The organism is Enterobacter sp. QK-SA4, from assembly GCF_056856775.1.
Genome location: NZ_JBXFXH010000007.1, coordinates 2,986,442 through 3,006,553, shown reverse-complemented (window position 1 = coordinate 3,006,553; position 20,112 = coordinate 2,986,442). Strand labels below are relative to the sequence as shown.

Here is a 20,112-nt window from a genome sequence, read left to right as displayed (position 1 = left end):
AATATCCCCTATGTTGCAACTTTGTGCAACCGTGTTAAATGTGACCTGGTTTGCAACCCGGAAAATGAATGGATTGTTAACGAATGGTTAGCTGGGAAAACGCGCTGGCTTTTGTGCGGGAAGCCTGGTTTTATGCGGTAGTTAACACTTTTCAAAGGTGCAACCCGTAAAAGCGTGAGCGAGTGCAACCTATAGGAAACTCGTATCAAACCGGGGATGAAATTGATGTAAATGCAGTGTTAAATCGTTTGTCAGCGGAAGGCGCATACGGCAGGATAGCGCGCCCAACCGAAACACAAGATACATTCACCTCGTTCCGGTGATCATATAACAAGGCAGCCCGGATGGTTGTCGCTCGACATTTTGGAGAATTTGAATGGCTATTAGCACACCGATGCTGGTGACATTTCTCGTTTATATTTTTGGCATGATCCTGATAGGGTTTTTGGCGTGGCGTTCTACAAAGAACTTTGACGACTACATTCTGGGCGGACGCAGTTTAGGCCCAATGGTGACTGCACTCTCTGCGGGCGCCTCCGACATGAGCGGCTGGCTGCTGATGGGGCTGCCCGGCGCGATTTTTATCTCCGGTATCTCTGAAAGCTGGATCGCCATCGGCCTGACCGTCGGCGCGTGGATCAACTGGAAGCTGGTGGCAGGCCGTCTGCGCGTGCATACCGAGGCCAACAATAACGCCCTGACGCTGCCGGATTACTTCACCGGACGCTTCGAAGATAACAGCCGCATCCTGCGCATTATCTCCGCGGTGGTTATCCTGCTGTTCTTCACCATCTACTGCGCCTCCGGCATCGTGGCCGGCGCGCGTCTGTTCGAAAGCACCTTCGGCATGAGCTACGAAACCGCCCTGTGGGCCGGTGCGGCGGCGACCATCCTCTATACCTTCGTGGGCGGGTTCCTGGCGGTAAGCTGGACCGACACCGTGCAGGCGAGCCTGATGATCTTCGCCCTGATCCTGACCCCGGTGATTGTGATTTTCACCGTTGGCGGCTTTGGCGAATCGCTGGAAGTGATCAAGCAGAAGAGCATCGAAAACGTCGACATGCTGAAAGGGCTGAACTTCGTAGCCATCGTCTCCCTGATGGGCTGGGGCCTGGGCTACTTCGGTCAGCCGCATATCCTGGCGCGCTTTATGGCGGCGGATTCTCACCACACCATCGTTCATGCCCGTCGCATCAGTATGACGTGGATGATCCTGTGTCTGGCAGGCGCGTGTGCGGTCGGCTTCTTCGGCATCGCGTACTTCAACAACAACCCGGCGCAGGCGGGCGCGGTCAACCAGAACGCCGAGCGCGTGTTCATCGAGCTGGCGCAAATTCTGTTTAACCCGTGGATTGCCGGTATTCTGCTCTCCGCAATCCTGGCGGCGGTGATGTCTACCCTGAGCTGCCAGCTGCTGGTCTGCTCCAGTGCGATCACCGAAGACCTTTACAAAGCCTTTCTGCGTAAAAACGCGAGCCAGAAAGAGCTGGTGTGGGTAGGACGCTTTATGGTGCTGCTGGTGGCGCTGATTGCCATCGCGCTGGCGGCCAACCCGGAAAACCGCGTGCTGGGCCTCGTGAGCTACGCGTGGGCGGGCTTCGGTGCGGCGTTTGGTCCGGTAGTGCTGTTCTCCGTCATGTGGTCACGTATGACCCGTAACGGCGCGCTGGCGGGGATGATCATCGGTGCGGTGACCGTTATCGTCTGGAAACAGTTCGCATGGCTGGGCCTGTACGAAATCATTCCGGGCTTCATCTTCGGCAGCATCGGCATCGTGGTGTTCAGCCTGCTGGGTAAAGCCCCGTCTGCCTCCATGCAGAAACGCTTTGCTGAAGCCGACGCGCATTACCACACTGCGCCGCCGTCTAAGCTCCAGGCAGAATAATTATTCTCGCTGCACAATGCAGGCCGGGTGAGCGCAAGCGCACCCGGCTTTTTTCTTGCCAAAATCCGTCATTTCCTGTGATATCCATGTGCTTATAACAATGAGGATAGCGAAGCATGACAATCAAAACAGGGGTAATGGCAGCAGCATTATTGATGCTCGCTGGCTGCACGACGCCATCGCAGCAGGAGGCGGTAGAGACCTGCAAAGCGGATAACCAGATGCAGCAAACCACGCTCTATTTCGGCTTAAATCGTCCTGCCGGGGCGCAGATTACCAGCAACGAGTGGCAGCAGTTTGTTGATCAGGACGTGACGCCGCGCTTTCGCGATGGCTTAACGGTGTTTGACGCGCGCGGGCAGTGGCTGGGGAACGACGGGAAAGTGGCGCGCGAACCCAGCAAAGCATTAATGCTGATCCACGGTAAAGATGCGCAGAGCGAGAAGAACATCGAAGCGTTGCGCGGGATTTATAAATCACGCTTCGCGCAGGAGTCGGTGATGCGCGTCGATCAGCCGGTGTGCGTGCAGTTCTAATAAAAACGGCGGGAATTCCCGCCGTTTTTGTATCGTAGGCCCGCGCAAGCGAAGCGCCGCCGGGCAAAAACACTTACAACACCAACCCCGCAAAGCTCGCCGACAGCAGGCTCACCAGCGTCGCGCCGTACACAAGACGCAGACCAAACCGCGACACCACGTTCCCCTGCTGCTCGTTCAGGCCCTTAATCGCCCCCGCCACAATGCCGATGGACGCGAAGTTCGCGAAGGACACCAGGAAGACGGATAAGATGCCCAGCCCGCGAGGGGACATCTGATGCGAGATTTTTTGCAGCTCAATCATCGCCACAAATTCATTCGCCACCAGCTTGGTCGCCATAATACTGCCCGCGTTCAGGGCGTCACTCAGCGGAATACCAATAAGCCATGCCAGCGGATAAAACACATAGCCCAAAATCTGCTGGAAGCTCATGCCAAATACGCTGGAGAAGAGGGCGTTAACGGCGCTAATAAGCGCGATAAAGCCAATCAGCATGGCCAGAATAATCATCGCCACCTTAAAACCGGCCAGAATATACTCGCCGAGCATTTCGAAGAAGCTCTGCGATTCATGCAGTTTTTCCAGCTTGATATCCGGCTCCGCTTCCGGGCGCGCCGGGTTGATGACGGAGAGAATAATAAAGGTGCTGAACATGTTCAGAATCAGCGCCGCGACGACAAATTTGGCGTCGAGCATGGTCATATAGGCGCCGACAATCGACAGGGAGACCGTCGACATTGCCGTGGCCGCCATGGTGAAGAGACGACGAGAGGAGAGATCGCCCAGCACGCCTTTGTAGGCAATGAAGTTTTCCGACTGGCCGAGGATCAGCGAGCTCACCGCGTTAAAGGATTCCAGCTTGCCCATACCGTTCAGTTTTGACAGCAGCGTGCCGATGACCCGAATAAAAATCGGCAGGATCCGCCAGTGCTGAAGAATACCAATCAGCGCGGAAATAAAAATAATTGGGCAAAGCACGCCGAGGAAAATGAACGCCAGCCCTTTTTCCCCCATTCCGCCAAAGACGAAATTGGTCCCTTCACCGGCAAATTTAAGCAGTGACTCAAAAAATCCCGAGACGTGTTTAATCAGGAATAACCCGCTTTCGGCGTGCAGGAAAAAGAACGCCAGGGCAATCTCAATGACAATAAGCTGTAAAACATAACGAATGCGAATTTTTCGGCGGTCGAAACTCACCAGCCAGGCGAGCGCAAGAATAATCACCAGCGCCAGCAGGAAATGGACAATCTTAAACATGGTTTATTTTCAGTTGGTTTTTGAGAAGGATATTTAGCCACAGCGCTGGTTAACCGTAAATGGGCAATTTTATTATAACTTATAAACTTAACGGTAACGTCGGCAACTATTAACAGGCTTTGCGTTTACAACTCGTCATCAAAACACCACACATTTCGCTTGTGTTTCTTTTCGCCGTAATGATAATCACTATCACAAGAATTTACCTTTCTTTGCATCAGTTGACCGCGATAAACATTTAAGGTGTCGGCATGTTTGTTCCATTTCTCATTATGTTACGTGAAGGGCTTGAAGCTGCCCTCATCGTGAGCCTCATCGCCAGTTATCTGAAGCGAACTCAGCGCGGACGCTGGATTGGCGTCATGTGGGTCGGGGTATTCCTTGCCGCGGCGCTCTGTCTGGGCCTCGGTATCCTCATCAACGAAACCACCGGGGAGTTCCCGCAGAAAGAGCAGGAGCTGTTTGAGGGGATCGTCGCCGTAATTGCGGTGGTGATCCTTACCTGGATGGTGTTCTGGATGCGTAAAGTCTCGCGCAACGTGAAGGTGCAGCTGGAGCAGGCGGTGGATAACGCGCTGCAAAAGGGCAATAACCACGGCTGGGCGCTCATTATGATGGTCTTTTTCGCCGTCGCGCGTGAAGGCCTGGAGTCTGTTTTCTTCCTGCTGGCGGCGTTTCAGCAGGATGTGGGGATCTGGCCGCCGCTGGGTGCCATGCTTGGCCTCGCCACGGCCGTGGTGCTCGGTTTCCTGCTCTACTGGGGCGGTATCCGCCTGAACCTGGGCGCCTTCTTCAAGTGGACCAGCCTGTTTATTCTGCTGGTGGCGGCAGGGCTGGCAGCAGGGGCGATTCGCGCCTTCCATGAAGCGGGCCTGTGGAACCACTTCCAGGACGTGGCGTTCGATCTCAGCAACGTTCTCTCCACCCATTCTCTGACCGGCACCCTGCTCGAAGGTATCTTCGGCTATCAGGAAACGCCGAGCGTCAGCGAAGTGGCGATGTACTTTATCTATCTGGTTCCGGCGCTGGTGCTGTTCGCAATGCCGCCGCGTACCGGCACGCAGGCGTCGCGCGTTGCGCCGTAATCTTTGATTTAGTTACAACATACTTATAAAGGGAAGAGTCATGGCAATTCAGTTCCGTCGTAGTGCGTTATGCGCAGGCATTGCCGCGCTGTTCGCTTCTGCATTCTCCGCCTGGGGCGCGGATGTTCCTCAGGTTAAAGTCACCGTCAATGATAAGCAGTGTGAGCCGATGACCCTCACGGTGAACAGCGGCAAAACCCAGTTCATTATTCAGAACCACAGCCAGAAGGCGCTGGAGTGGGAGATCCTGAAAGGCGTTCTGGTGGTGGAGGAGCGCGAAAACATCGCCCCTGGCTTCAGCCAGAAGATGACCGCCAACCTGCAGCCGGGCGAGTATGAGATGACCTGCGGTCTGCTGACCAACCCTAAAGGGAAGCTGATCGTCAAAGGTGAAGCGACGGCCGATGCGGCGAAAGGCGCTGCGGTGCTGAGCCTGGGCGACGCGATTACGGCGTATAAAGCCTATGTCACGAAAGAGACGGCGGACCTGGCGGCGGCAACCAAAGCCTTTACCGATGCGGTGAAGGCCGGTGACATCGAAAAAGCGAAATCCCTCTATGCGCCAACCCGTCAGCACTACGAGCGCATCGAGCCGATTGCCGAACTGTTCTCTGACCTTGATGGCAGCATTGATGCCCGCGAAGATGATTACGAGCAGAAAGCCGCCGATCCGAAATTCACCGGTTTCCACCGTCTGGAAAAAGCCCTGTTTGGCGACAACTCTACCAAAGGGATGGAAAAATACGCCGAGCAGCTGAATGGCGACGTGCTGGAGCTGCAAAAGCGCATCAGCGAGCTGGCCTTCCCGCCGTCAAAAGTGGTGGGCGGCGCGGCCGGCCTGATTGAAGAAGTGGCCGCGAGCAAAATCAGCGGCGAAGAAGATCGCTACAGCCATACCGATCTGTGGGACTTCCAGGCCAACGTCGACGGCGCGCAGAAAATTGTTAACCTGCTGCGTCCTCAGCTGCAGAAAGAGAACGGCGAACTGCTCGCCAAAGTGGATGCCAACTTCAAAAAAGTCGACACCATTCTGGCGAAGTACCGGACTAAAGACGGGTTTGAAACCTACGACAAGCTGACCGATGCCGACCGTAACGCGCTGAAAGGCCCGATTACCGCCCTGGCGGAAGATCTCTCTCTGCTGCGCGGCGTACTGGGTCTGGACTAAGCACGATGAATAAGCATAGCGAGAACGATGTGGTAGAGCCTTCACGTCGTCGATTATTGAAAGGAGTAGGGGCGCTGGGCGGCGCGCTTGCTCTGGCCGGTGGCTGTCCGGTAGCGCATGCGGCGAAACCGCAAAGCGCGCCCGGCACGCTGTCACCCAATGCCCGCATGGAGACGCAGCCGTTTTATGGCGAGCATCAGTCGGGCATCCTGACGCCGCAGCAGGCGTCCATGATGCTGGTGGCCTTTGATTCGCTGGCCAGCGATAAAGCCGATCTGGAGCGCCTGTTCCGCCTGCTGACGACGCGCATCGCGTTTCTCACCGCGGGCGGACCGGCACCCGATACGCCGAACCCGCGTCTGCCGCCAATGGACTCCGGCATTCTGGGGCCGTTTATCGCCCCGGATAACCTGACCATTACCGTTTCGCTCGGCGAGTCGCTGTTTGATGCCCGCTATGGGCTGGCAAAACAGAAGCCGAAAGCGCTGCAGAAAATGACGCGTTTCCCGAACGACTCCCTGGACGCGGCGCTGTGTCATGGCGACCTGCTCCTGCAAATTTGTGCCAATACCCAGGACACGGTGATCCACGCCCTGCGCGATATCATCAAGCACACGCCGGATCTGCTGAGCGTGCGCTGGAAGCGGGAAGGTTTTATCTCGGACCACGCCGCCCGCAGTAAAGGGAAAGAGACGCCGGTGAACCTGCTGGGCTTTAAGGACGGCACGGCCAACCCGGACAGCAGCGATGCGGCGTTGATGAAAGACGTGGTATGGGTGACGGCGGATCGGGGTGAACCGGCGTGGGCGGTGGGCGGCAGCTATCAGGCGGTACGGATTATCCAGTTCCACGTGGAGTTCTGGGACCGCACGCCGCTGAAAGAACAGCAGACGATCTTTGGTCGCGATAAGCAAAGCGGCGCGCCGCTCGGCATGAAGAACGAGCACGACGTGCCCGACTACGCCAGCGATCCCAATGGCGATACCATCGCGCTGGACAGCCACATTCGTCTGGCTAATCCGCGCACCAAAGAGACGCAGTCCAGCCTGATGATGCGTCGTGGCTACAGCTATTCGCTCGGCGTGACCAACGCCGGCCAGCTTGATATGGGCCTGCTGTTCGTCTGCTATCAGCACGATCTGGAAAAAGGCTTCCTGACCGTGCAGAAGCGGCTCAACGGCGAAGCGCTGGAAGAGTACATTAAGCCTATCGGCGGCGGCTATTTCTTTGCCCTGCCGGGCGTGCGCGATCGGAACGCGTACCTCGCTCAAGGTCTTATTGAAACCTGATAATTGTCCCCGCAACCGTTCGCGGGGACATTATTTTTTCATATGACTATCCTCCTGTTATATTTCTGTAATATTTCTATATGAGACTGATTTCACCTGTAGGGACAGTCTTAAAAGTTGCACTCAGGTAAAATAAATGTTGCATTTATGATAACTCCTGATGTACTTAAGATAAGACAGCGGTAGTTCCCGGCAGTGATGCTGAATCACTATGGAGATCGCGAATGGTTGCGTCCTGTACTGGACAAGGTAAACATAACAACCGCAGCACCCGGCGCGGAGGCTCAGACTCCGGCAGCGATTTCCTCACCACTAAATTCCCCCCCCTTCCTCAAGAATCTGATTCGACCGACGTGCAGAACGGTGCGCGTAGCTGTTCCGTATCGTTATCCGATAAAGCAAGCAATGGCTTACAAGGAAGCCAACCCTCTGATGTTCGTGCGCATAATCGTGCCGAAGCTGGCGCGTGTGATGAATACCAACAACTCAAGGTGCTATCCATGGGAAGACAAAAAGCAGTGATCAAAGCTCGTCGCGAAGCAAAACGTGTGCTGAGACGGGATTCACGTAGCCATAAACAGCGTGAAGAAGAATCGGTCACCTCGCTTGTGCAGATGAGTGGCGTAGAAGCAATTGGCATGGCCCGAGACAGCCGTGATAATTCTCCAATTGTGGCGCGCAATGAGGCTCAGGCGCACTACCTGAATGCTATCGAGAGTAAACAGCTCATCTTTGCAACCGGTGAAGCCGGATGCGGGAAAACCTGGATTAGTGCAGCCAAAGCGGCGGAGGCGCTGATTCATAAGGACGTGGAGCGTATTATTGTTACCCGTCCTGTACTGCAGGCTGATGAAGATCTCGGCTTCCTGCCCGGAGATATTTCGGAGAAGTTTGCTCCGTACTTCAGGCCCGTCTATGACGTGCTGGTGAAGCGACTGGGTGCATCCTTTATGCAGTACTGCCTGCGACCAGAGATTGGCAAGGTGGAAATCGCGCCGTTCGCCTATATGCGCGGACGTACATTTGAAAATGCGGTCGTCATTCTTGACGAGGCTCAGAACGTGACCGCTGCGCAAATGAAGATGTTTTTAACGCGCCTCGGGGAGAACGTGACGGTTATCGTTAACGGCGATATTACCCAGTGTGACCTGCCATCCGGCGTGAAATCCGGGCTGAGCGACGCCATGTCACGTTTTGAGGAAGATGAGATGATTGGGGTGGTACGCTTCACCAAAGAGGACTGCGTGCGTTCAGCGCTCTGTCAGCGCACGCTGCAGGTCTATTCCGACTAAAGGTAAAGCATTATCGCTTTGCCTCTTTCCTGTAATGTCTTCCCGGCGTAATGCCGGGAAGCATCGTTTATACTCCACAGAAACTCCCCTTATTTAAACACCGAGTTGCTGAATTAATAATTTCGATTATTAAGTGGGGGGTGTTTTTATTCTTTTTTACAGAAGCGTGATATGAAGTGATAATACCCATAAAATACCTGTGAATATAATGAGCGCGCTAATTGTTAGTTAAAAATTAAACGTGAATGTGGTCACAGAACATTACTACGAAGTAAAAATTAAGTTGGTGTCTTCAGGTGAGTTATCTATGTTTCGTACTTGTTCGAACAAAATTCTAAGAAGAAACACAGCAGGGGAGCCTTTTCCCTGAAACATCACGCTGAGGGTCATACATGAACGAACTGGTTGGTGCTATTAATGGTGTAATCTGGAGCCCTGCGTTAATATTTTTATGTCTGGGTGTCGGCCTCTATTTCTCGCTGCGTAGTCGCTTCCTGCAATTACGGCATATCAAACATATGATTACCCTGATGTTCCAGGGGCGTCCTACCGATGCAGGCGTATCGTCGTTTCAGGCGCTGACGATGACGCTGGCAGGCCGCGTGGGGACAGGGAATATCGCCGGTGTGGCCACGGCAATTACCTTTGGCGGTCCGGGCGCGCTTTTCTGGATGTGGATAGTCGCTTTTTTAGGTGCCAGCTCCGCATTTGTAGAATCCACCCTGGGACAAGTTTATAAAGAAAAAATTAACGGCGAATATCGCGGCGGTCCTGCCTTTTATATTGAAAAAGGTTTAGGCGTTAAGTGGTACGCATGGTTATTTGCTATTGTGACTATTTTCTCCTGCGGATTATTACTTCCGGGCGTGCAGGCAAACTCGATTGGGGCGAGCCTGGATATTGCTTTTGGTCTGAGTCCGAACGTTACGGCGGCATTACTTGCGGTGCTGTTAAGTTTTATTATATTCGGCGGTGTGAAAAGGATCGCCAGCTTTAGCAGCATGGTCGTTCCATTTATGGCGCTGGGGTATATTATTGTCGCCTGCGTGATTATCGCTATTAATATTAACCAGCTCCCTTCGGTTATTCTGCTGATCTGGAAAAGTGCGTTCGGCCTTGAAGCAGGTTTCGGTGCCATCCTGGGTCAGGCCATCATGTGGGGCGTTAAGCGCGGCGTCTATTCCAACGAGGCCGCGCAGGGGACCGGGCCACATGCATCATCTGCGGCGGCAGTAAGCCATCCGGTGAAGCAGGGGCTGGTTCAGGCATTCTCGGTCTACATCGACACGCTGTTTGTCTGCTCCGCGACCGGGTTTATGCTGCTGATCACCGGGCTGTATAACGTCCAGGGCGTCGACGGTGCAGCGCTTTATACCGGGATTGCTGGCGTGGCCGCGGGTCCTGGCTATGTGCAGACGGCGATGGAAAGTATGATGCCAGGCTTTGGTAATTACTTTGTTGCCATTGCGCTGTTCTTCTTTGCCTTCACGACGATTATTGCCTACTATTATATTGCCGAAACTAATATCGCCTTCATTAACCGTAAAATTCACCGTCCATGGCTGACATTCCTGCTCAAGCTATGTCTGATGGCCTCCACGGTATATGGCACGGTTCGCACCGCGGATCTGGCATGGGGACTGGGGGATATCGGGGTAGGGCTGATGGCGTGGCTCAACATTATTGCCATTGTTCTGTTGCATAAAAAAGCGTTTGCCAGCCTTAAGGATTATGAAATCCAGAATGCGCAGGGGCTGGATCCACAGTTTGACCCGGTTCGGCTGGCAATTAAAAATGCGGATTACTGGCTTGATGGGCGTAAGGATGAGGATGGTGTTCAGCCTGAACAGGTTTCATCGCTTGAAAGAAAGCAGCCGGCAGCAAAGTTGAATAGCTGAGTAATCGAATAAAAAAGCCCGGGCATTAGTTCGGGCTTTTTTTTGTGAGGCGGCTCAGTCCGCACCGGGGGGGATTGACTCGCTTCGCTCGCCCTACGGGCAGCCTGTTCGCTGCGCTCTCAGTCTGTCCAACTGGCTACCGCCAGTTGTCGAACCCCGGTCGGGGGTTCTCATCCCCCCACAGACGTGCAATATGCGAAAAAAAAGCCCGCATTTTCATGCGAGCTCTTCTTTAAATATGGCGGTGAGGGGGGGATTCGAACCCCCGATACGTTGCCGTATACACACTTTCCAGGCGTGCTCCTTCAGCCACTCGGACACCTCACCATATTGTTTTGCTGCCTGACCGCTTGGGGGGCAACGGGGCGCTACTATAGGGAGTTGCGCTAACACGGTCAAGCAGATTTTCAGCTTTAGTGCCTGTTCGGTTAAGCATTAATCAGCTCCACGGTTTTTACGTCGTGGAGCAGAGGATTAACGCTGTGAATCGAGCACTTCGCTGTTTTTAACCACTTCCTGTGCTTTGCCGTAGCTTTCGATCAACAGCCGGTAAGCCGGGAAGATGTGGGTATACACCTCAGCCCACTCAGCCGCGTCCTCACGGTTCCAGGTTCGCTGGATCTCGGAGGCCACCGCCGCCGTATCCATCGGGACCACGCCGGCCTGCACCACGCGCGCCAGGGTAATCTCCTGCGCCATTTTGCTGTAGGTACCGGAGGCATCAATCACCGCAAACACTTTATAGCCGTCCGCCACCGCGCTGATTGACGGGAAAGCCATGCAGACGCTGGTGATTGTGCCCGCGATAATCAATGTCTTACGCCCTGTCGCTTTCACCGCCGCCACAAACTCCGGGTTATCCCAGGCGTTGATCTCGCCTTTACGGGCAACATACTGCGCATGCGGCGCGTTGGCGTGGAGCTCCGGGATAAGCGGTCCGTTCGGTCCCTGTGGGACGGACGCGGTGGTGATCACCGGGATCTTCGCCAGGGTAGCGATTTTTGCCAGCGCAGCCGCACGGGAGCGCAGTTCCGGCATTGGCATATCCCCAACGGTCTGGAACAGACCGCTCTGGTGATCGATAAGCAACATCACCGCATCGTTCACATCAATAACCGGACGTGTGCCATTAAAATTCGCAGGTGTAGACATTATCTTCTCTCATATTACGTTCAGATCTGGCCGAAGCGGCCGGAGTTAAAATCACGAATGGCTTCGTTGATTTCGCTTTTATTGTTCATCACAAACGGGCCATAGCCCACGATGGGTTCATTCAGCGGCTCGCCGGCCATCAGCAGCACTTTGGCATCGCTGTTCGCCTCCAGGTGCAGTTTGTCGCCTTCCTGGCTCAATACGACCAGCTGAGCTTCACCCGCCTGCGTTGTGCCGTTCACCGTGATGTTGCCTTCAAGCACGACCAGCGCGGTGCTCCAGCCTTCGGGCTGATTGAGCGTCAGGTGGCTTCCCTGGTTCAGCGCAATGTCCCAGACGTTGAGCGGTGAGAAGGTGTGCGCCGGGCCGGTTACAGCCTCGTAGCGACCGGCAATGACCCGCAGCGAACCGCTGTTGTCCGGTAGCGTCACGGTCGGGATCGCATCCTTCGTAATGCTCTGGTAGCCCGGAGCCGCCATCTTGTCTTTGGCCGGCAGGTTGACCCAAAGCTGCATCATTTTCAGTTCTCCGCCTTTCTGCGAGAACGCGCTGGAGTGGAACTCCTCGTGCAAAATGCCTGCACCTGCCGTCATCCACTGCACGTCGCCGGGGCCAATGACGCCGCCTTTGCCCGTAGAATCGCGATGCTCCACTTCACCGGAATAGACGATGGTGACCGTTTCAAAACCCCGGTGAGGGGGTTGGCCTACGCCGCGTTTCGCCCCATCTGCTGGAAAGGTGTACGGGCCCGCGTAGTCCAGCAGCAGGAACGGGCTCAGCGGCTCGCCGTGCGTCTGATAAGAGAACATTGAACGGACCGGGAAACCATCGCCAACCCAGTGCTGGCGGGGAGCGGTATAAACGCCTGTTACGTTTTTCATGATTAACTCCTGATGTTCTGTTGATGTAATTAGCTTATATTCAGAGTTAATATCCCGGTAGATAGTGAAATTGGCATTCACTGTTCTTAAAATGGAACGATGAGGATTTATGCAGGATCTCAATGACTTCGTCTGGTTTGTGAAGGTGGTGGACTACGGTGGCTTTGCCGCAGCGGGAAGGGCGCTTGATCTGCCAAAGTCCAGGCTAAGCCGCCGGATAGCGCAGCTGGAAGAACGCCTTGGCGTGCGGCTTATCCACCGAACAACCCGACAGTTTACGGTGACCGAGGTCGGGCAGACCTTCTACCAGCACTGTAAAGCGATGATGGTAGAGGCCGAGGCCGCGGAGGAAGCTGTTGCGGCACTGCAGGCTGAACCGCGCGGTGTTGTCAGAATTACGTGCCCGATAACTCTGTTGCATGTCCACGTGGGTCCGATGCTGGCCAGATTTATGGCGCGCTACCCCGGGATCAATCTTCAGCTTGAGGCGACCAACCGGCGGGTAGACCTGGTGGGTGAGGGGGTTGATATCGCTATCCGCGTACGCCCGCGTCCGTTTGATGACAGCGACCTGGTATTAAGGGTGCTGGCTGACAGGGGTCATTGTCTGGTCGCGGGGCCGGCCTTAATTCAACGCATGGGCGAACCCGTTGTGCCATCGGAACTCAGCGCCTGGCCCGGGTTAAGCATGAACGAGGGCAGACATATTCATAAATGGGCGCTGTCAGGTCCCGGAGGTGCCAAAGCGGAGATCCATTACCACCCCCGATTGATTACCACCGATATGCTGGCGCTACGTGAAGCTGCCATGGCCGGCATCGGCGTGGTGCAGCTGCCGATTTTGATGGTCAAGGACCAGCTGGCGTCAGGGGAACTGGTACGGGTGCTCAACGCGTGGGAACCCCGACGGGAAGTGATTCACGCGGTTTATCCTTCGCGGCGCGGCCTGCTGCCGTCGGTCAGGACGCTGGTGGATTTTCTGACCGAAGAGTATGCGCGGATGGTGGAAGAGTAATACTTCCCTCTCCCCTGGGGAGAGGGGAAGGGTGAGAGGCTCAGGCCGCACCGAGCTGCATATAGCACCAGGGGATTCTCATCCCCCCAGAGGCGTGCAACATGCGAAAAAAAAAGCCCGCATTTTCATGCGAGCTCTTCTTTAAATATGGCGGTGAGGGGGGGATTGACTCGCTTCGCTCGCCCTGCGGGCAGCCTGTTCGCTTCGCTCTCAGTCTGTCCAACTGGCTGTCGCCAGTTGTCGAACCCCGGTCGGGGGTTCTCATCCCCCCTTTTCGGAGAATATAAAAGAAAAAAGCCCGTACTTTCGTACGAGCTCTCATCTTAAATATGGCGGTGAGGGGGGGATTGACTCGCTTCGCTCGCCCTACGGGCAGCCTGTTCGCTTCGCTCTCAGTCTGTCCAACTGGCTGTCGCCAGTTGTCGAACCCCGGTCGGGGGTTCTCATCCCCCTTTTCGGAGAATATAAAAGAAAAAAGCCCGTACTTTCGTACGAGCTCTCATCTTAAATATGGCGGTGAGGGGGGGATTCGAACCCCCGATACGTTGCCGTATACACACTTTCCAGGCGTGCTCCTTCAGCCACTCGGACACCTCACCATATTGTCATCCCGTTGTTGCCGGGACGGGCGCTAATGTAAGGAAAAGCCGAACTGCCGTCAACTCACTTTTTCAGTAATTTAGCGCGTTTAGACAAACTTCAAGCAACCTGACTCCTAAATGTGCACAAAGCGCCTCTTTTATCAGCAACGCGGTTTCCTGATAAATTTGTTATGCTGGCAATCCACTTGAAAATGAAAACAAAACAGCGCAATAAAAGGCAGGAATAACCATGGATATTCTCTTCTATCACCCTACATTTGATACCGCTTACTGGATTGACGCACTTTCGGCGGCGCTGCCCGGAGCACGCGTACGCGAGTGGAAGCGTGGCGATAATGAACATGCTGATTATGCGCTGGTCTGGCACCCGCCGGTTGAGATGCTACAGGGGCGCAAACTCAAGGCAGTTTTCGCGCTGGGGGCGGGCGTCGATTCGATCCTCAGTAAACTGAAAGCGCACCCAGAAATGCTGCCTGAAAATATTCCGTTGTTCCGTCTCGAAGATACGGGAATGGGCCAGCAGATGCAGGAGTATGCCGTGAGCCAGGTGCTGCACTGGTTCCGCCGCTTCGACGATTATCAGGCCTTTAAACAGCAATCCCACTGGGAGCCGCTGCCGGATTATCGACATGAAGATTTTACCGTTGGGATCCTCGGCGCGGGTGTGCTCGGCTCAAAAGTGGCAGAAGCACTCGCTCCGTGGGGCTTCCCGCTACGTTGCTGGAGCCGCAGCCGTAAGGACTATCCGGGCGTTGAGAGTTTTGCCGGAACGGATGAGCTTCCGGCCTTTCTGAAAGGCACGCGTGTGCTTATTAACCTGCTGCCGAATACCGCCGAAACGGTGGGCATTATCAATAGTACTCTCCTGAACCAGTTAGCCGAGCAGAGCTATTTAATGAACCTCGCGCGCGGGGTCCATGTCGTGGAAGGCGATCTGCTGAAGGCGCTGGAAAGCGGAAAGCTCAAAGGCGCCATGCTGGATGTCTATAGCCGTGAGCCGCTGCCCGCGGAAAGCCCGCTGTGGTCGCATCCACGCGTCGCGATGACCCCGCACGTGGCTGCCGTGACGCGTCCGGCAGAAGCGGTGGCGTATATATCCCATACCATCAGCGAAATGGAAAAGGGTAACGCGGTCACCGGACAGGTCGACAGACAGCGCGGCTACTGAGAGAAACCCGGCGTTCGCCGGGTTTTTGCTAATATTCGCCGCTGATAACTGCTATCCTTTGGAAAAACCGCAGAGGAGAGAGAGATGTATCCCGTTGACCTGCATATGCACACCGTCGCCAGCACCCACGCGTATAGCAACCTCCATGATTATATCGCCCAGGCGAAGCTTAAAGGCATCAAGCTGTTCGCGATCACCGATCATGGCCCGGACATGGCGGATGCGCCGCACTACTGGCATTTTGTGAATATGCGGATCTGGCCACGCCTGGTGGACGGTATTGGGATACTGCGCGGCATTGAGGCGAACATCAAAAATACCGACGGTGAGATCGACTGCACCGGCCCGATGCTGACGTCTCTTGACCTTATCCTCGCCGGTTTCCATGAGCCGGTTTTCCCTCCTCAGGATAAAGACACCAACACCGCGGCGATGATTGCCACTATTGCCAGCGGCAATGTGCACATTATCAGCCATCCCGGTAACCCGAAGTATCCGATTGATATTCAGGCTGTCGCGCAGGCGGCAGCGAAGCACCGCGTGGCGCTGGAGATTAATAACTCCTCCTTTGTTCACTCGCGTAAGGGCAGCGAAGCCAACTGTCGCGACGTGGCGGCCGCCGTGCGTGACGCGGGTGGCATGGTGGCGCTGGGATCAGACTCTCATACCGCGTTTACGCTGGGTGATTTCAGCGAGTGCCTGAAAGTGCTGAATGATGTTAACTTCCCGGAAGCGCAAATCCTGAACGTGATCCCACGCCGCATGCTCGATTTCCTCGAGTCTCGCGGAATGGAGCCGATTGCCGAATTTGCCGATCTTTAATTGTGTAATGGAATCATAAAAATGAACGAGTTTTCCATCCTCTGCCGCGTGCTGGGTACGCTCTATTATCGCCAGCCGCAAGACCCGCTGTTGGTTCCGCTCTTTACGTTAATTCGTGAAGGCAAACTGGCGCAGAACTGGCCGCTGGAACAGGATGATTTACTGGAACGTCTGCAAAAAAGCTGCGATATGCAGCAAATCGCGACGGACTACAATGCGCTGTTCGTCGGCGATGAGTGCCGCGTTTCGCCATACCGTTCAGCCTGGCAGGAAGGGGCAACGGAAGCGGAAGTCCGCGCGTTCCTCTCCACGCGCGGTATGCCGCTGAGCGATACGCCGGCCGATCATATCGGTACGCTGCTGCTGGCGGCGTCCTGGATCGAAGACAACGCTGGTGATGATGAGAACGACGCCATTGAAACCCTGTTCGAAACGTACCTGCTGCCGTGGTTCGGGACATTCCTGGGTAAAGTCGAAGCGCATGCCACCTCGCCATTCTGGAGAACGCTGGCCCCGCTGACCCGCGACGCTATCGCGGCAATGTGGGATGAGCTGGAAGAAGAAAACGAAGAGTGATTCAGATCACATAAATTCTGCAACTCAACATTCCAACTTGCACGTAATGTGCTGCTGATCTCATTTCTATGGTGCGCTTCTGCTAAGATGCGCGCCATGAACATATTACTTTGTATCGCAATAACGACAGGTATTCTTTCCGGACTCTGGGGATGGGTTGCCGTGTCTCTCGGATTGCTCAGCTGGGCCGGGTTCCTCGGCTGTACCGCCTATTTCGCCTGTCCGCAGGGGGGCGTCAAAGGGCTCTTTATATCTGGCTGCACGCTGATGAGCGGTGTTATCTGGGCGCTGGTGATCGTGAAGGGCAGCGCGCTGGCACCGCATCTGGAAATCCTGGGATACGTCATGACGGGTGTCGTCGCCTTTTTAATGTGCATCCAGGCCAGGCATCTGCTGCTTTCATTTGTGCCGGGAACCTTTATGGGGGCATGTGCGACCTTTGCAGGGCAGGGGGACTGGAAGCTGGTGGTTCCCTCCCTGGCGCTGGGATTGCTGTTTGGCTATGCCATGAAAAACAGCGGTCTATGGCTGGCGTCGCGGCGGGAAAAAGCGCAAAACATCACGGCGGTGAGCGAATAAAAAAAAGGCGAGATAATCATCTCGCCTTTTTTATGCGCTTCCTGTCAGGATTCCGGAGGGACTGACATATCGCGGTATTTCACCAGAATCGGGTTCTGCACGTCTGCTTTGTTTTGCAGATCCCACAGCCCGCGGTCTATACCGTCGTTAATTAAGTAGATCACGCCGGTTTCAATGGCTGACATCAGGCACATCATGACCGGCTCGTTAGAGGTGTAGCCGATTTCACCTTCCAGCAAACGCTGGTAATCGATGAAGCGGAATACCCCAGCCTGAACTTCATAAGACAGAATGGTTTTGCTGGTGTTCACTGAAGAGAGCACTTCGCCTGTACTGACGTTAACCACACGCAGGTTAACGGCGATTTGGTCGAGCTGATACTGGGTATCCGCACCGATACCGAAGTAACGTGCTCCCGCACCACCTGATTTAACGTTACTTTCGTAGCCAATAATCGATCCTTCAATCATCACGTTCGCTGCTGCCAGAGATTCCAGAGGCGTTCGGTTATTGGCCGCGACGGTACCATTTTCCTGTGCGGCGCGAATGATTTTCCGTTCATTCAACAGGTTCTGGAGACCCTGACGTTCTAGTGGAATAAACCAGTGCGAATCCTTGAGCGCGGTAACCAGCATCGCGGTGGCGCTTTGCGGCACGGCCGTGGAGAAGTTACTTGCCGGGTAAGGTTTAAATTGCCCGGTTTCATCCTGAATGTTGTATACGGAGACAAATATTTTCCCCGTTGGAGCAGGTAAATGCGTTAAATCACGATAACTCTGGGCCCGAGGCATTAATGTAGGTTTTGCAGCTTCTTTAGGTGGAGCAGTTAAACAACCGCTCAATAAGCACACTGCAACAAATATCAGGAAGCGCTGCATGATCGTTGTCCTTATTTAGCTATTGTTTAAAAGTCAGTTGAATTACTTTGTAGACCGGAAACCTGGATGGTGGAGATTCTTCCGGTTTTACGATCGGTTACGTTCAACTGAAGCTGTCCGTCCGTGTTGGCGATATCAACGATAAAGTCGTTGGTCACCATCCGGCCGGGTTTACCGGTATTAATGTTGGTCAGTAACCCACCTAAAATCTGCGACTGGATGGCCTGCGTGAAGTTGTCCAGTGCAGACGGGGTATCAATGCTAAAATCCTTTAAGCTCGGATCCTTATAGGAGTTTTGCGCCTGGGCTTCGTTCAGCAGGAACGCGCCGTTATTAGGGTTACCGCCAAAGTTAGGGTTACGGAACTGAAACGTCATGTTTCCGGCCCAGCTGATGGGTGTTATCAGCATTATCGAAACAACTGCATATGCAATACGCATGACAGCCTCCGCATATCGGTTCGCTAGAACTCGTCTTTTGCTAAATCGCTGGTGCTTAATAGGGCTTTATCTATTTGCAGGCGATTAATAGCGTCTTCTGATTGTTCCAGTGCTAAGACGACGTTTTTATCGAAGTCTATTTTGGTCGGGAATAAAAACGTTTGATAAATAACGTTCTGATTAGCCGTTATTGTTATCCAACTTCCCCATCGTGCACTGGGCCGCTCGTTGATTGTTATATTACCCGTGTAGGTACTGTCCCATTTGTCACTGAAGGCACGGTAAAAAGTGTGCCCGACCGATGAGACAGTGTGGTCTGTTAACAATCCGGGAACCTCGACCTCAACGGCCCTCAGATTCCCGGCAGCGAGCAGGAAACTCGCTGCGGCGATCCAACTCAACGTGCGCTTCATGTGATTAACGCCTGAGGTTATCGTTTGCCCACGAAACAGCCTGAGTTCGGTTTTTCACAGCTATCTTCTTGAAAAGATTATAAAGGTGCGTCTTTACCGTATTTTCGCTGATAAATAACGAACGGGCGATTTCAATATTTGAAGCACCAATGCGTAACTTGTTCAGGATCTCTTTCTCACGGTGCGTGAGCAGGGCTGACTCTGAGCTGTTATAGCGATAATTTCCGGAGTGCGTGATGAGATAGCTGGCAAGCTTTTGCGAAAAATAACACTCTCCGCGCAATATACCTTGCAGCCCCTCTACTACCCGGTCTTCTTCTTCCGTGACGTAGAACACGCCATTGATATGCGGCCAGCTTTCAATATCTCTGAAAGGATATTCATCAGGTGTATTCAACAATAGCACGCGGATATTATTGTTTTTCCTGCTTAAAATATCTTGCCAGTAATGGATAAGCTTTTTATCAGCTTCCATCATATCGAAAAGAATGATGCTGCCAGGTGCAATATCATCAAAAGAACGTTGAATATTATGCAATTTCCCGTTCAGTGATAATGATTGCTTTAAATGTTGTAATAAAGCTGTCGCTTGCAAAGAAGGTTTTGTGATCAACAGTAATGTATGACAATGTAAACTATGGACTTCATTATACATGATGAAACCCCACTTTTTTTTGGCACCTGGCAGCTGTCCTCCTGTTTAAAAGAGGACACCAGAAGTACTGACAGATGTTGCACTGCTGTGTGTAGAATCAGACCATAACCTCCACAGGGAGGTAAATATAAAACCAATTTCGTACATCTAATTTCAATCTAGCTTTTACGAAGTTTAAAGCAAGTGTTAAACATGTAACAGAATGTAAAAATCAATATTAATTTGTGAAATTCGGTTGTTTGTAATGGCAATAATTGATGAGAAAGTTGTACACATAAATAGAGGTGCACAGATTTTAAAAATCATACAAATATTTTTAATATGTTGATTTTTAATATCATTTTTTATTTTTGTAAAGCGATAATTAAGTATGAGTTTCAGATAATTTCTAAGCCCACGAATGAGTGACTGTCTGGCTTAAGAAAAGAGGTTTCGTGTCACGCGTTGAGAAAAATGTTCTCCTGCCGTTACGTTTAAACAACCCGGGAGGAAGCGCGGACAGCCTTCGTGTCGTTGTACA

At 53.6% G+C, this 20,112-nt stretch carries 19 protein-coding genes, 2 tRNA genes and 1 other RNA gene; 12 read left to right on the top strand and 10 right to left on the bottom strand.

The window, feature by feature from the left end; all coding sequences use genetic code 11:
* Positions 1 to 376: 376 nt before the first annotated feature.
* Together putP and AC1VYI_RS16060 are read left to right on the top strand one after the other, a co-directional pair.
* Positions 377 to 1,885 (top strand): sodium/proline symporter PutP, encoded by a 1,509-nt coding sequence (gene putP / locus AC1VYI_RS16065; RefSeq protein WP_023311090.1) that lies wholly within the window; start codon positions 377 to 379, stop codon positions 1,883 to 1,885.
* A gap of 116 nt (positions 1,886 to 2,001) precedes the next feature.
* On the top strand, positions 2,002 to 2,421 hold the full coding sequence (locus AC1VYI_RS16060) for a DUF3574 domain-containing protein (protein WP_134866554.1): 420 nt from the start codon (positions 2,002 to 2,004) through the stop codon (positions 2,419 to 2,421).
* A gap of 73 nt (positions 2,422 to 2,494) precedes the next feature.
* On the opposite strand, the gene AC1VYI_RS16055 is transcribed toward AC1VYI_RS16060, so the two are convergent.
* Positions 2,495 to 3,679, bottom strand: coding sequence for a NupC/NupG family nucleoside CNT transporter (locus AC1VYI_RS16055; RefSeq protein ID WP_134866553.1), 1,185 nt, complete (start codon positions 3,677 to 3,679; stop codon positions 2,495 to 2,497).
* A 251-nt stretch (positions 3,680 to 3,930) separates the two neighbouring features.
* Between AC1VYI_RS16055 and efeU the strand changes: the two genes are divergently transcribed.
* The 5 genes from efeU to AC1VYI_RS16030 all read left to right on the top strand — a co-directional run bounded on the left by efeU (position 3,931) and on the right by AC1VYI_RS16030 (position 10,411).
* Entirely contained in the window at positions 3,931 to 4,764 is an 834-nt protein-coding gene (gene efeU / locus AC1VYI_RS16050; protein ID WP_023311093.1) for an iron uptake transporter permease EfeU, read from the top strand.
* A 40-nt stretch (positions 4,765 to 4,804) separates the two neighbouring features.
* Positions 4,805 to 5,932 (top strand): iron uptake system protein EfeO, encoded by a 1,128-nt coding sequence (gene efeO / locus AC1VYI_RS16045; protein WP_045354579.1) that lies wholly within the window; start codon positions 4,805 to 4,807, stop codon positions 5,930 to 5,932.
* A gap of 5 nt (positions 5,933 to 5,937) precedes the next feature.
* Positions 5,938 to 7,221, top strand: coding sequence for an iron uptake transporter deferrochelatase/peroxidase subunit (efeB, locus tag AC1VYI_RS16040; protein WP_134866552.1), 1,284 nt, complete (start codon positions 5,938 to 5,940; stop codon positions 7,219 to 7,221).
* Positions 7,222 to 7,721: 500 nt separating this feature from the next.
* Positions 7,722 to 8,513: a phosphate starvation-inducible protein PhoH gene (gene phoH / locus AC1VYI_RS16035; RefSeq protein ID WP_029740192.1), complete on the top strand. Its 792-nt coding sequence runs from the start codon at positions 7,722 to 7,724 to the stop codon at positions 8,511 to 8,513.
* A gap of 392 nt (positions 8,514 to 8,905) precedes the next feature.
* Positions 8,906 to 10,411: an alanine/glycine:cation symporter family protein gene (locus AC1VYI_RS16030; RefSeq protein WP_134866551.1), complete on the top strand. Its 1,506-nt coding sequence runs from the start codon at positions 8,906 to 8,908 to the stop codon at positions 10,409 to 10,411.
* A 239-nt stretch (positions 10,412 to 10,650) separates the two neighbouring features.
* Here AC1VYI_RS16030 and AC1VYI_RS16025 read toward each other — a convergent pair.
* The 3 genes from AC1VYI_RS16025 to AC1VYI_RS16015 all read right to left on the bottom strand — a co-directional run bounded on the left by AC1VYI_RS16025 (position 10,651) and on the right by AC1VYI_RS16015 (position 12,444).
* Positions 10,651 to 10,738: transfer RNA gene (locus AC1VYI_RS16025), tRNA-Ser, on the bottom strand.
* Between the two features lie 147 nt (positions 10,739 to 10,885).
* Complete coding sequence (locus tag AC1VYI_RS16020; RefSeq protein ID WP_134866550.1) at positions 10,886 to 11,563, bottom strand: hydrolase; 678 nt, start codon at positions 11,561 to 11,563, stop codon at positions 10,886 to 10,888.
* A gap of 20 nt (positions 11,564 to 11,583) precedes the next feature.
* Positions 11,584 to 12,444 carry a pirin family protein gene (locus AC1VYI_RS16015; RefSeq protein WP_134866549.1) on the bottom strand — a complete coding sequence of 287 codons (861 nt, stop codon included), beginning with the start codon at positions 12,442 to 12,444 and terminating at the stop codon, positions 11,584 to 11,586.
* Positions 12,445 to 12,553: 109 nt separating this feature from the next.
* Between AC1VYI_RS16015 and AC1VYI_RS16010 the strand changes: the two genes are divergently transcribed.
* Positions 12,554 to 13,459, top strand: a complete 906-nt coding sequence (locus tag AC1VYI_RS16010; protein ID WP_134866548.1) for a LysR family transcriptional regulator — start codon at positions 12,554 to 12,556, stop codon at positions 13,457 to 13,459.
* Between the two features lie 148 nt (positions 13,460 to 13,607).
* On the opposite strand, the gene AC1VYI_RS16005 is transcribed toward AC1VYI_RS16010, so the two are convergent.
* Positions 13,608 to 13,745, bottom strand: a non-coding RNA gene (locus tag AC1VYI_RS16005) — RtT sRNA.
* A 225-nt stretch (positions 13,746 to 13,970) separates the two neighbouring features.
* Positions 13,971 to 14,058, bottom strand: a tRNA-Ser gene (locus AC1VYI_RS16000).
* A 232-nt stretch (positions 14,059 to 14,290) separates the two neighbouring features.
* On the opposite strand from AC1VYI_RS16000, the gene ghrA reads away from it, so the two are divergent.
* The 4 genes from ghrA (at position 14,291) to AC1VYI_RS15980 (ending at position 17,206) form a co-directional block, all read left to right on the top strand.
* A complete protein-coding gene (gene ghrA, locus AC1VYI_RS15995) occupies positions 14,291 to 15,229 on the top strand; it encodes a glyoxylate/hydroxypyruvate reductase GhrA (protein WP_023311101.1) in 939 nt (312 codons plus the stop codon).
* A gap of 84 nt (positions 15,230 to 15,313) precedes the next feature.
* On the top strand, positions 15,314 to 16,051 hold the full coding sequence (locus AC1VYI_RS15990) for a phosphatase (RefSeq protein WP_134866547.1): 738 nt from the start codon (positions 15,314 to 15,316) through the stop codon (positions 16,049 to 16,051).
* A gap of 21 nt (positions 16,052 to 16,072) precedes the next feature.
* Entirely contained in the window at positions 16,073 to 16,627 is a 555-nt protein-coding gene (locus tag AC1VYI_RS15985) for a TorD/DmsD family molecular chaperone (protein WP_134866546.1), read from the top strand.
* Between the two features lie 96 nt (positions 16,628 to 16,723).
* Entirely contained in the window at positions 16,724 to 17,206 is a 483-nt protein-coding gene (locus AC1VYI_RS15980; RefSeq protein WP_072162394.1) for a DUF1097 domain-containing protein, read from the top strand.
* Between the two features lie 44 nt (positions 17,207 to 17,250).
* On the opposite strand, the gene csgG is transcribed toward AC1VYI_RS15980, so the two are convergent.
* From csgG to csgD, 4 genes are read right to left on the bottom strand one after another with little or no spacing between them, the layout of a single operon-like run.
* On the bottom strand, positions 17,251 to 18,084 hold the full coding sequence (gene csgG, locus AC1VYI_RS15975) for a curli production assembly/transport protein CsgG (RefSeq protein ID WP_024908984.1): 834 nt from the start codon (positions 18,082 to 18,084) through the stop codon (positions 17,251 to 17,253).
* A 26-nt stretch (positions 18,085 to 18,110) separates the two neighbouring features.
* Positions 18,111 to 18,524 (bottom strand): curli production assembly/transport protein CsgF, encoded by a 414-nt coding sequence (gene csgF, locus AC1VYI_RS15970; RefSeq protein WP_023311106.1) that lies wholly within the window; start codon positions 18,522 to 18,524, stop codon positions 18,111 to 18,113.
* Positions 18,525 to 18,547: 23 nt separating this feature from the next.
* Positions 18,548 to 18,937, bottom strand: a complete 390-nt coding sequence (csgE, locus tag AC1VYI_RS15965; protein ID WP_023311107.1) for a curli production assembly/transport protein CsgE — start codon at positions 18,935 to 18,937, stop codon at positions 18,548 to 18,550.
* Positions 18,938 to 18,941: 4 nt separating this feature from the next.
* Positions 18,942 to 19,592 carry a biofilm master transcriptional regulator CsgD gene (gene csgD / locus AC1VYI_RS15960; protein WP_134866545.1) on the bottom strand — a complete coding sequence of 217 codons (651 nt, stop codon included), beginning with the start codon at positions 19,590 to 19,592 and terminating at the stop codon, positions 18,942 to 18,944.
* Between the last annotated feature and the right edge of the window lie 520 nt (positions 19,593 to 20,112).

What these genes read in the sequence shown, in the direction of transcription:
- efeU (WP_023311093.1), top strand. Translation starts at nt 3,931, where the DNA reads ATGTTTGTTCCATTTCTCATTATGTTACGTGAAGGGCTTGAAGCTGCC.
- AC1VYI_RS16015 (WP_134866549.1), bottom strand. Translation starts at nt 12,444, where the DNA reads ATGAAAAACGTAACAGGCGTTTATACCGCTCCCCGCCAGCACTGGGTT.
- csgG (WP_024908984.1), bottom strand. Translation starts at nt 18,084, where the DNA reads ATGCAGCGCTTCCTGATATTTGTTGCAGTGTGCTTATTGAGCGGTTGT.
- AC1VYI_RS16010 (WP_134866548.1), top strand. Translation starts at nt 12,554, where the DNA reads ATGCAGGATCTCAATGACTTCGTCTGGTTTGTGAAGGTGGTGGACTAC.
- efeO (WP_045354579.1), top strand. Translation starts at nt 4,805, where the DNA reads ATGGCAATTCAGTTCCGTCGTAGTGCGTTATGCGCAGGCATTGCCGCG.
- AC1VYI_RS16060 (WP_134866554.1), top strand. Translation starts at nt 2,002, where the DNA reads ATGACAATCAAAACAGGGGTAATGGCAGCAGCATTATTGATGCTCGCT.
- AC1VYI_RS15990 (WP_134866547.1), top strand. Translation starts at nt 15,314, where the DNA reads ATGTATCCCGTTGACCTGCATATGCACACCGTCGCCAGCACCCACGCG.
- phoH (WP_029740192.1), top strand. Translation starts at nt 7,722, where the DNA reads ATGGGAAGACAAAAAGCAGTGATCAAAGCTCGTCGCGAAGCAAAACGT.
- AC1VYI_RS16030 (WP_134866551.1), top strand. Translation starts at nt 8,906, where the DNA reads ATGAACGAACTGGTTGGTGCTATTAATGGTGTAATCTGGAGCCCTGCG.
- AC1VYI_RS16020 (WP_134866550.1), bottom strand. Translation starts at nt 11,563, where the DNA reads ATGTCTACACCTGCGAATTTTAATGGCACACGTCCGGTTATTGATGTG.
- efeB (WP_134866552.1), top strand. Translation starts at nt 5,938, where the DNA reads ATGAATAAGCATAGCGAGAACGATGTGGTAGAGCCTTCACGTCGTCGA.
- AC1VYI_RS16055 (WP_134866553.1), bottom strand. Translation starts at nt 3,679, where the DNA reads ATGTTTAAGATTGTCCATTTCCTGCTGGCGCTGGTGATTATTCTTGCG.
- csgF (WP_023311106.1), bottom strand. Translation starts at nt 18,524, where the DNA reads ATGCGTATTGCATATGCAGTTGTTTCGATAATGCTGATAACACCCATC.
- csgE (WP_023311107.1), bottom strand. Translation starts at nt 18,937, where the DNA reads ATGAAGCGCACGTTGAGTTGGATCGCCGCAGCGAGTTTCCTGCTCGCT.
- AC1VYI_RS15985 (WP_134866546.1), top strand. Translation starts at nt 16,073, where the DNA reads ATGAACGAGTTTTCCATCCTCTGCCGCGTGCTGGGTACGCTCTATTAT.
- AC1VYI_RS15980 (WP_072162394.1), top strand. Translation starts at nt 16,724, where the DNA reads ATGAACATATTACTTTGTATCGCAATAACGACAGGTATTCTTTCCGGA.
- csgD (WP_134866545.1), bottom strand. Translation starts at nt 19,592, where the DNA reads ATGTATAATGAAGTCCATAGTTTACATTGTCATACATTACTGTTGATC.
- putP (WP_023311090.1), top strand. Translation starts at nt 377, where the DNA reads ATGGCTATTAGCACACCGATGCTGGTGACATTTCTCGTTTATATTTTT.
- ghrA (WP_023311101.1), top strand. Translation starts at nt 14,291, where the DNA reads ATGGATATTCTCTTCTATCACCCTACATTTGATACCGCTTACTGGATT.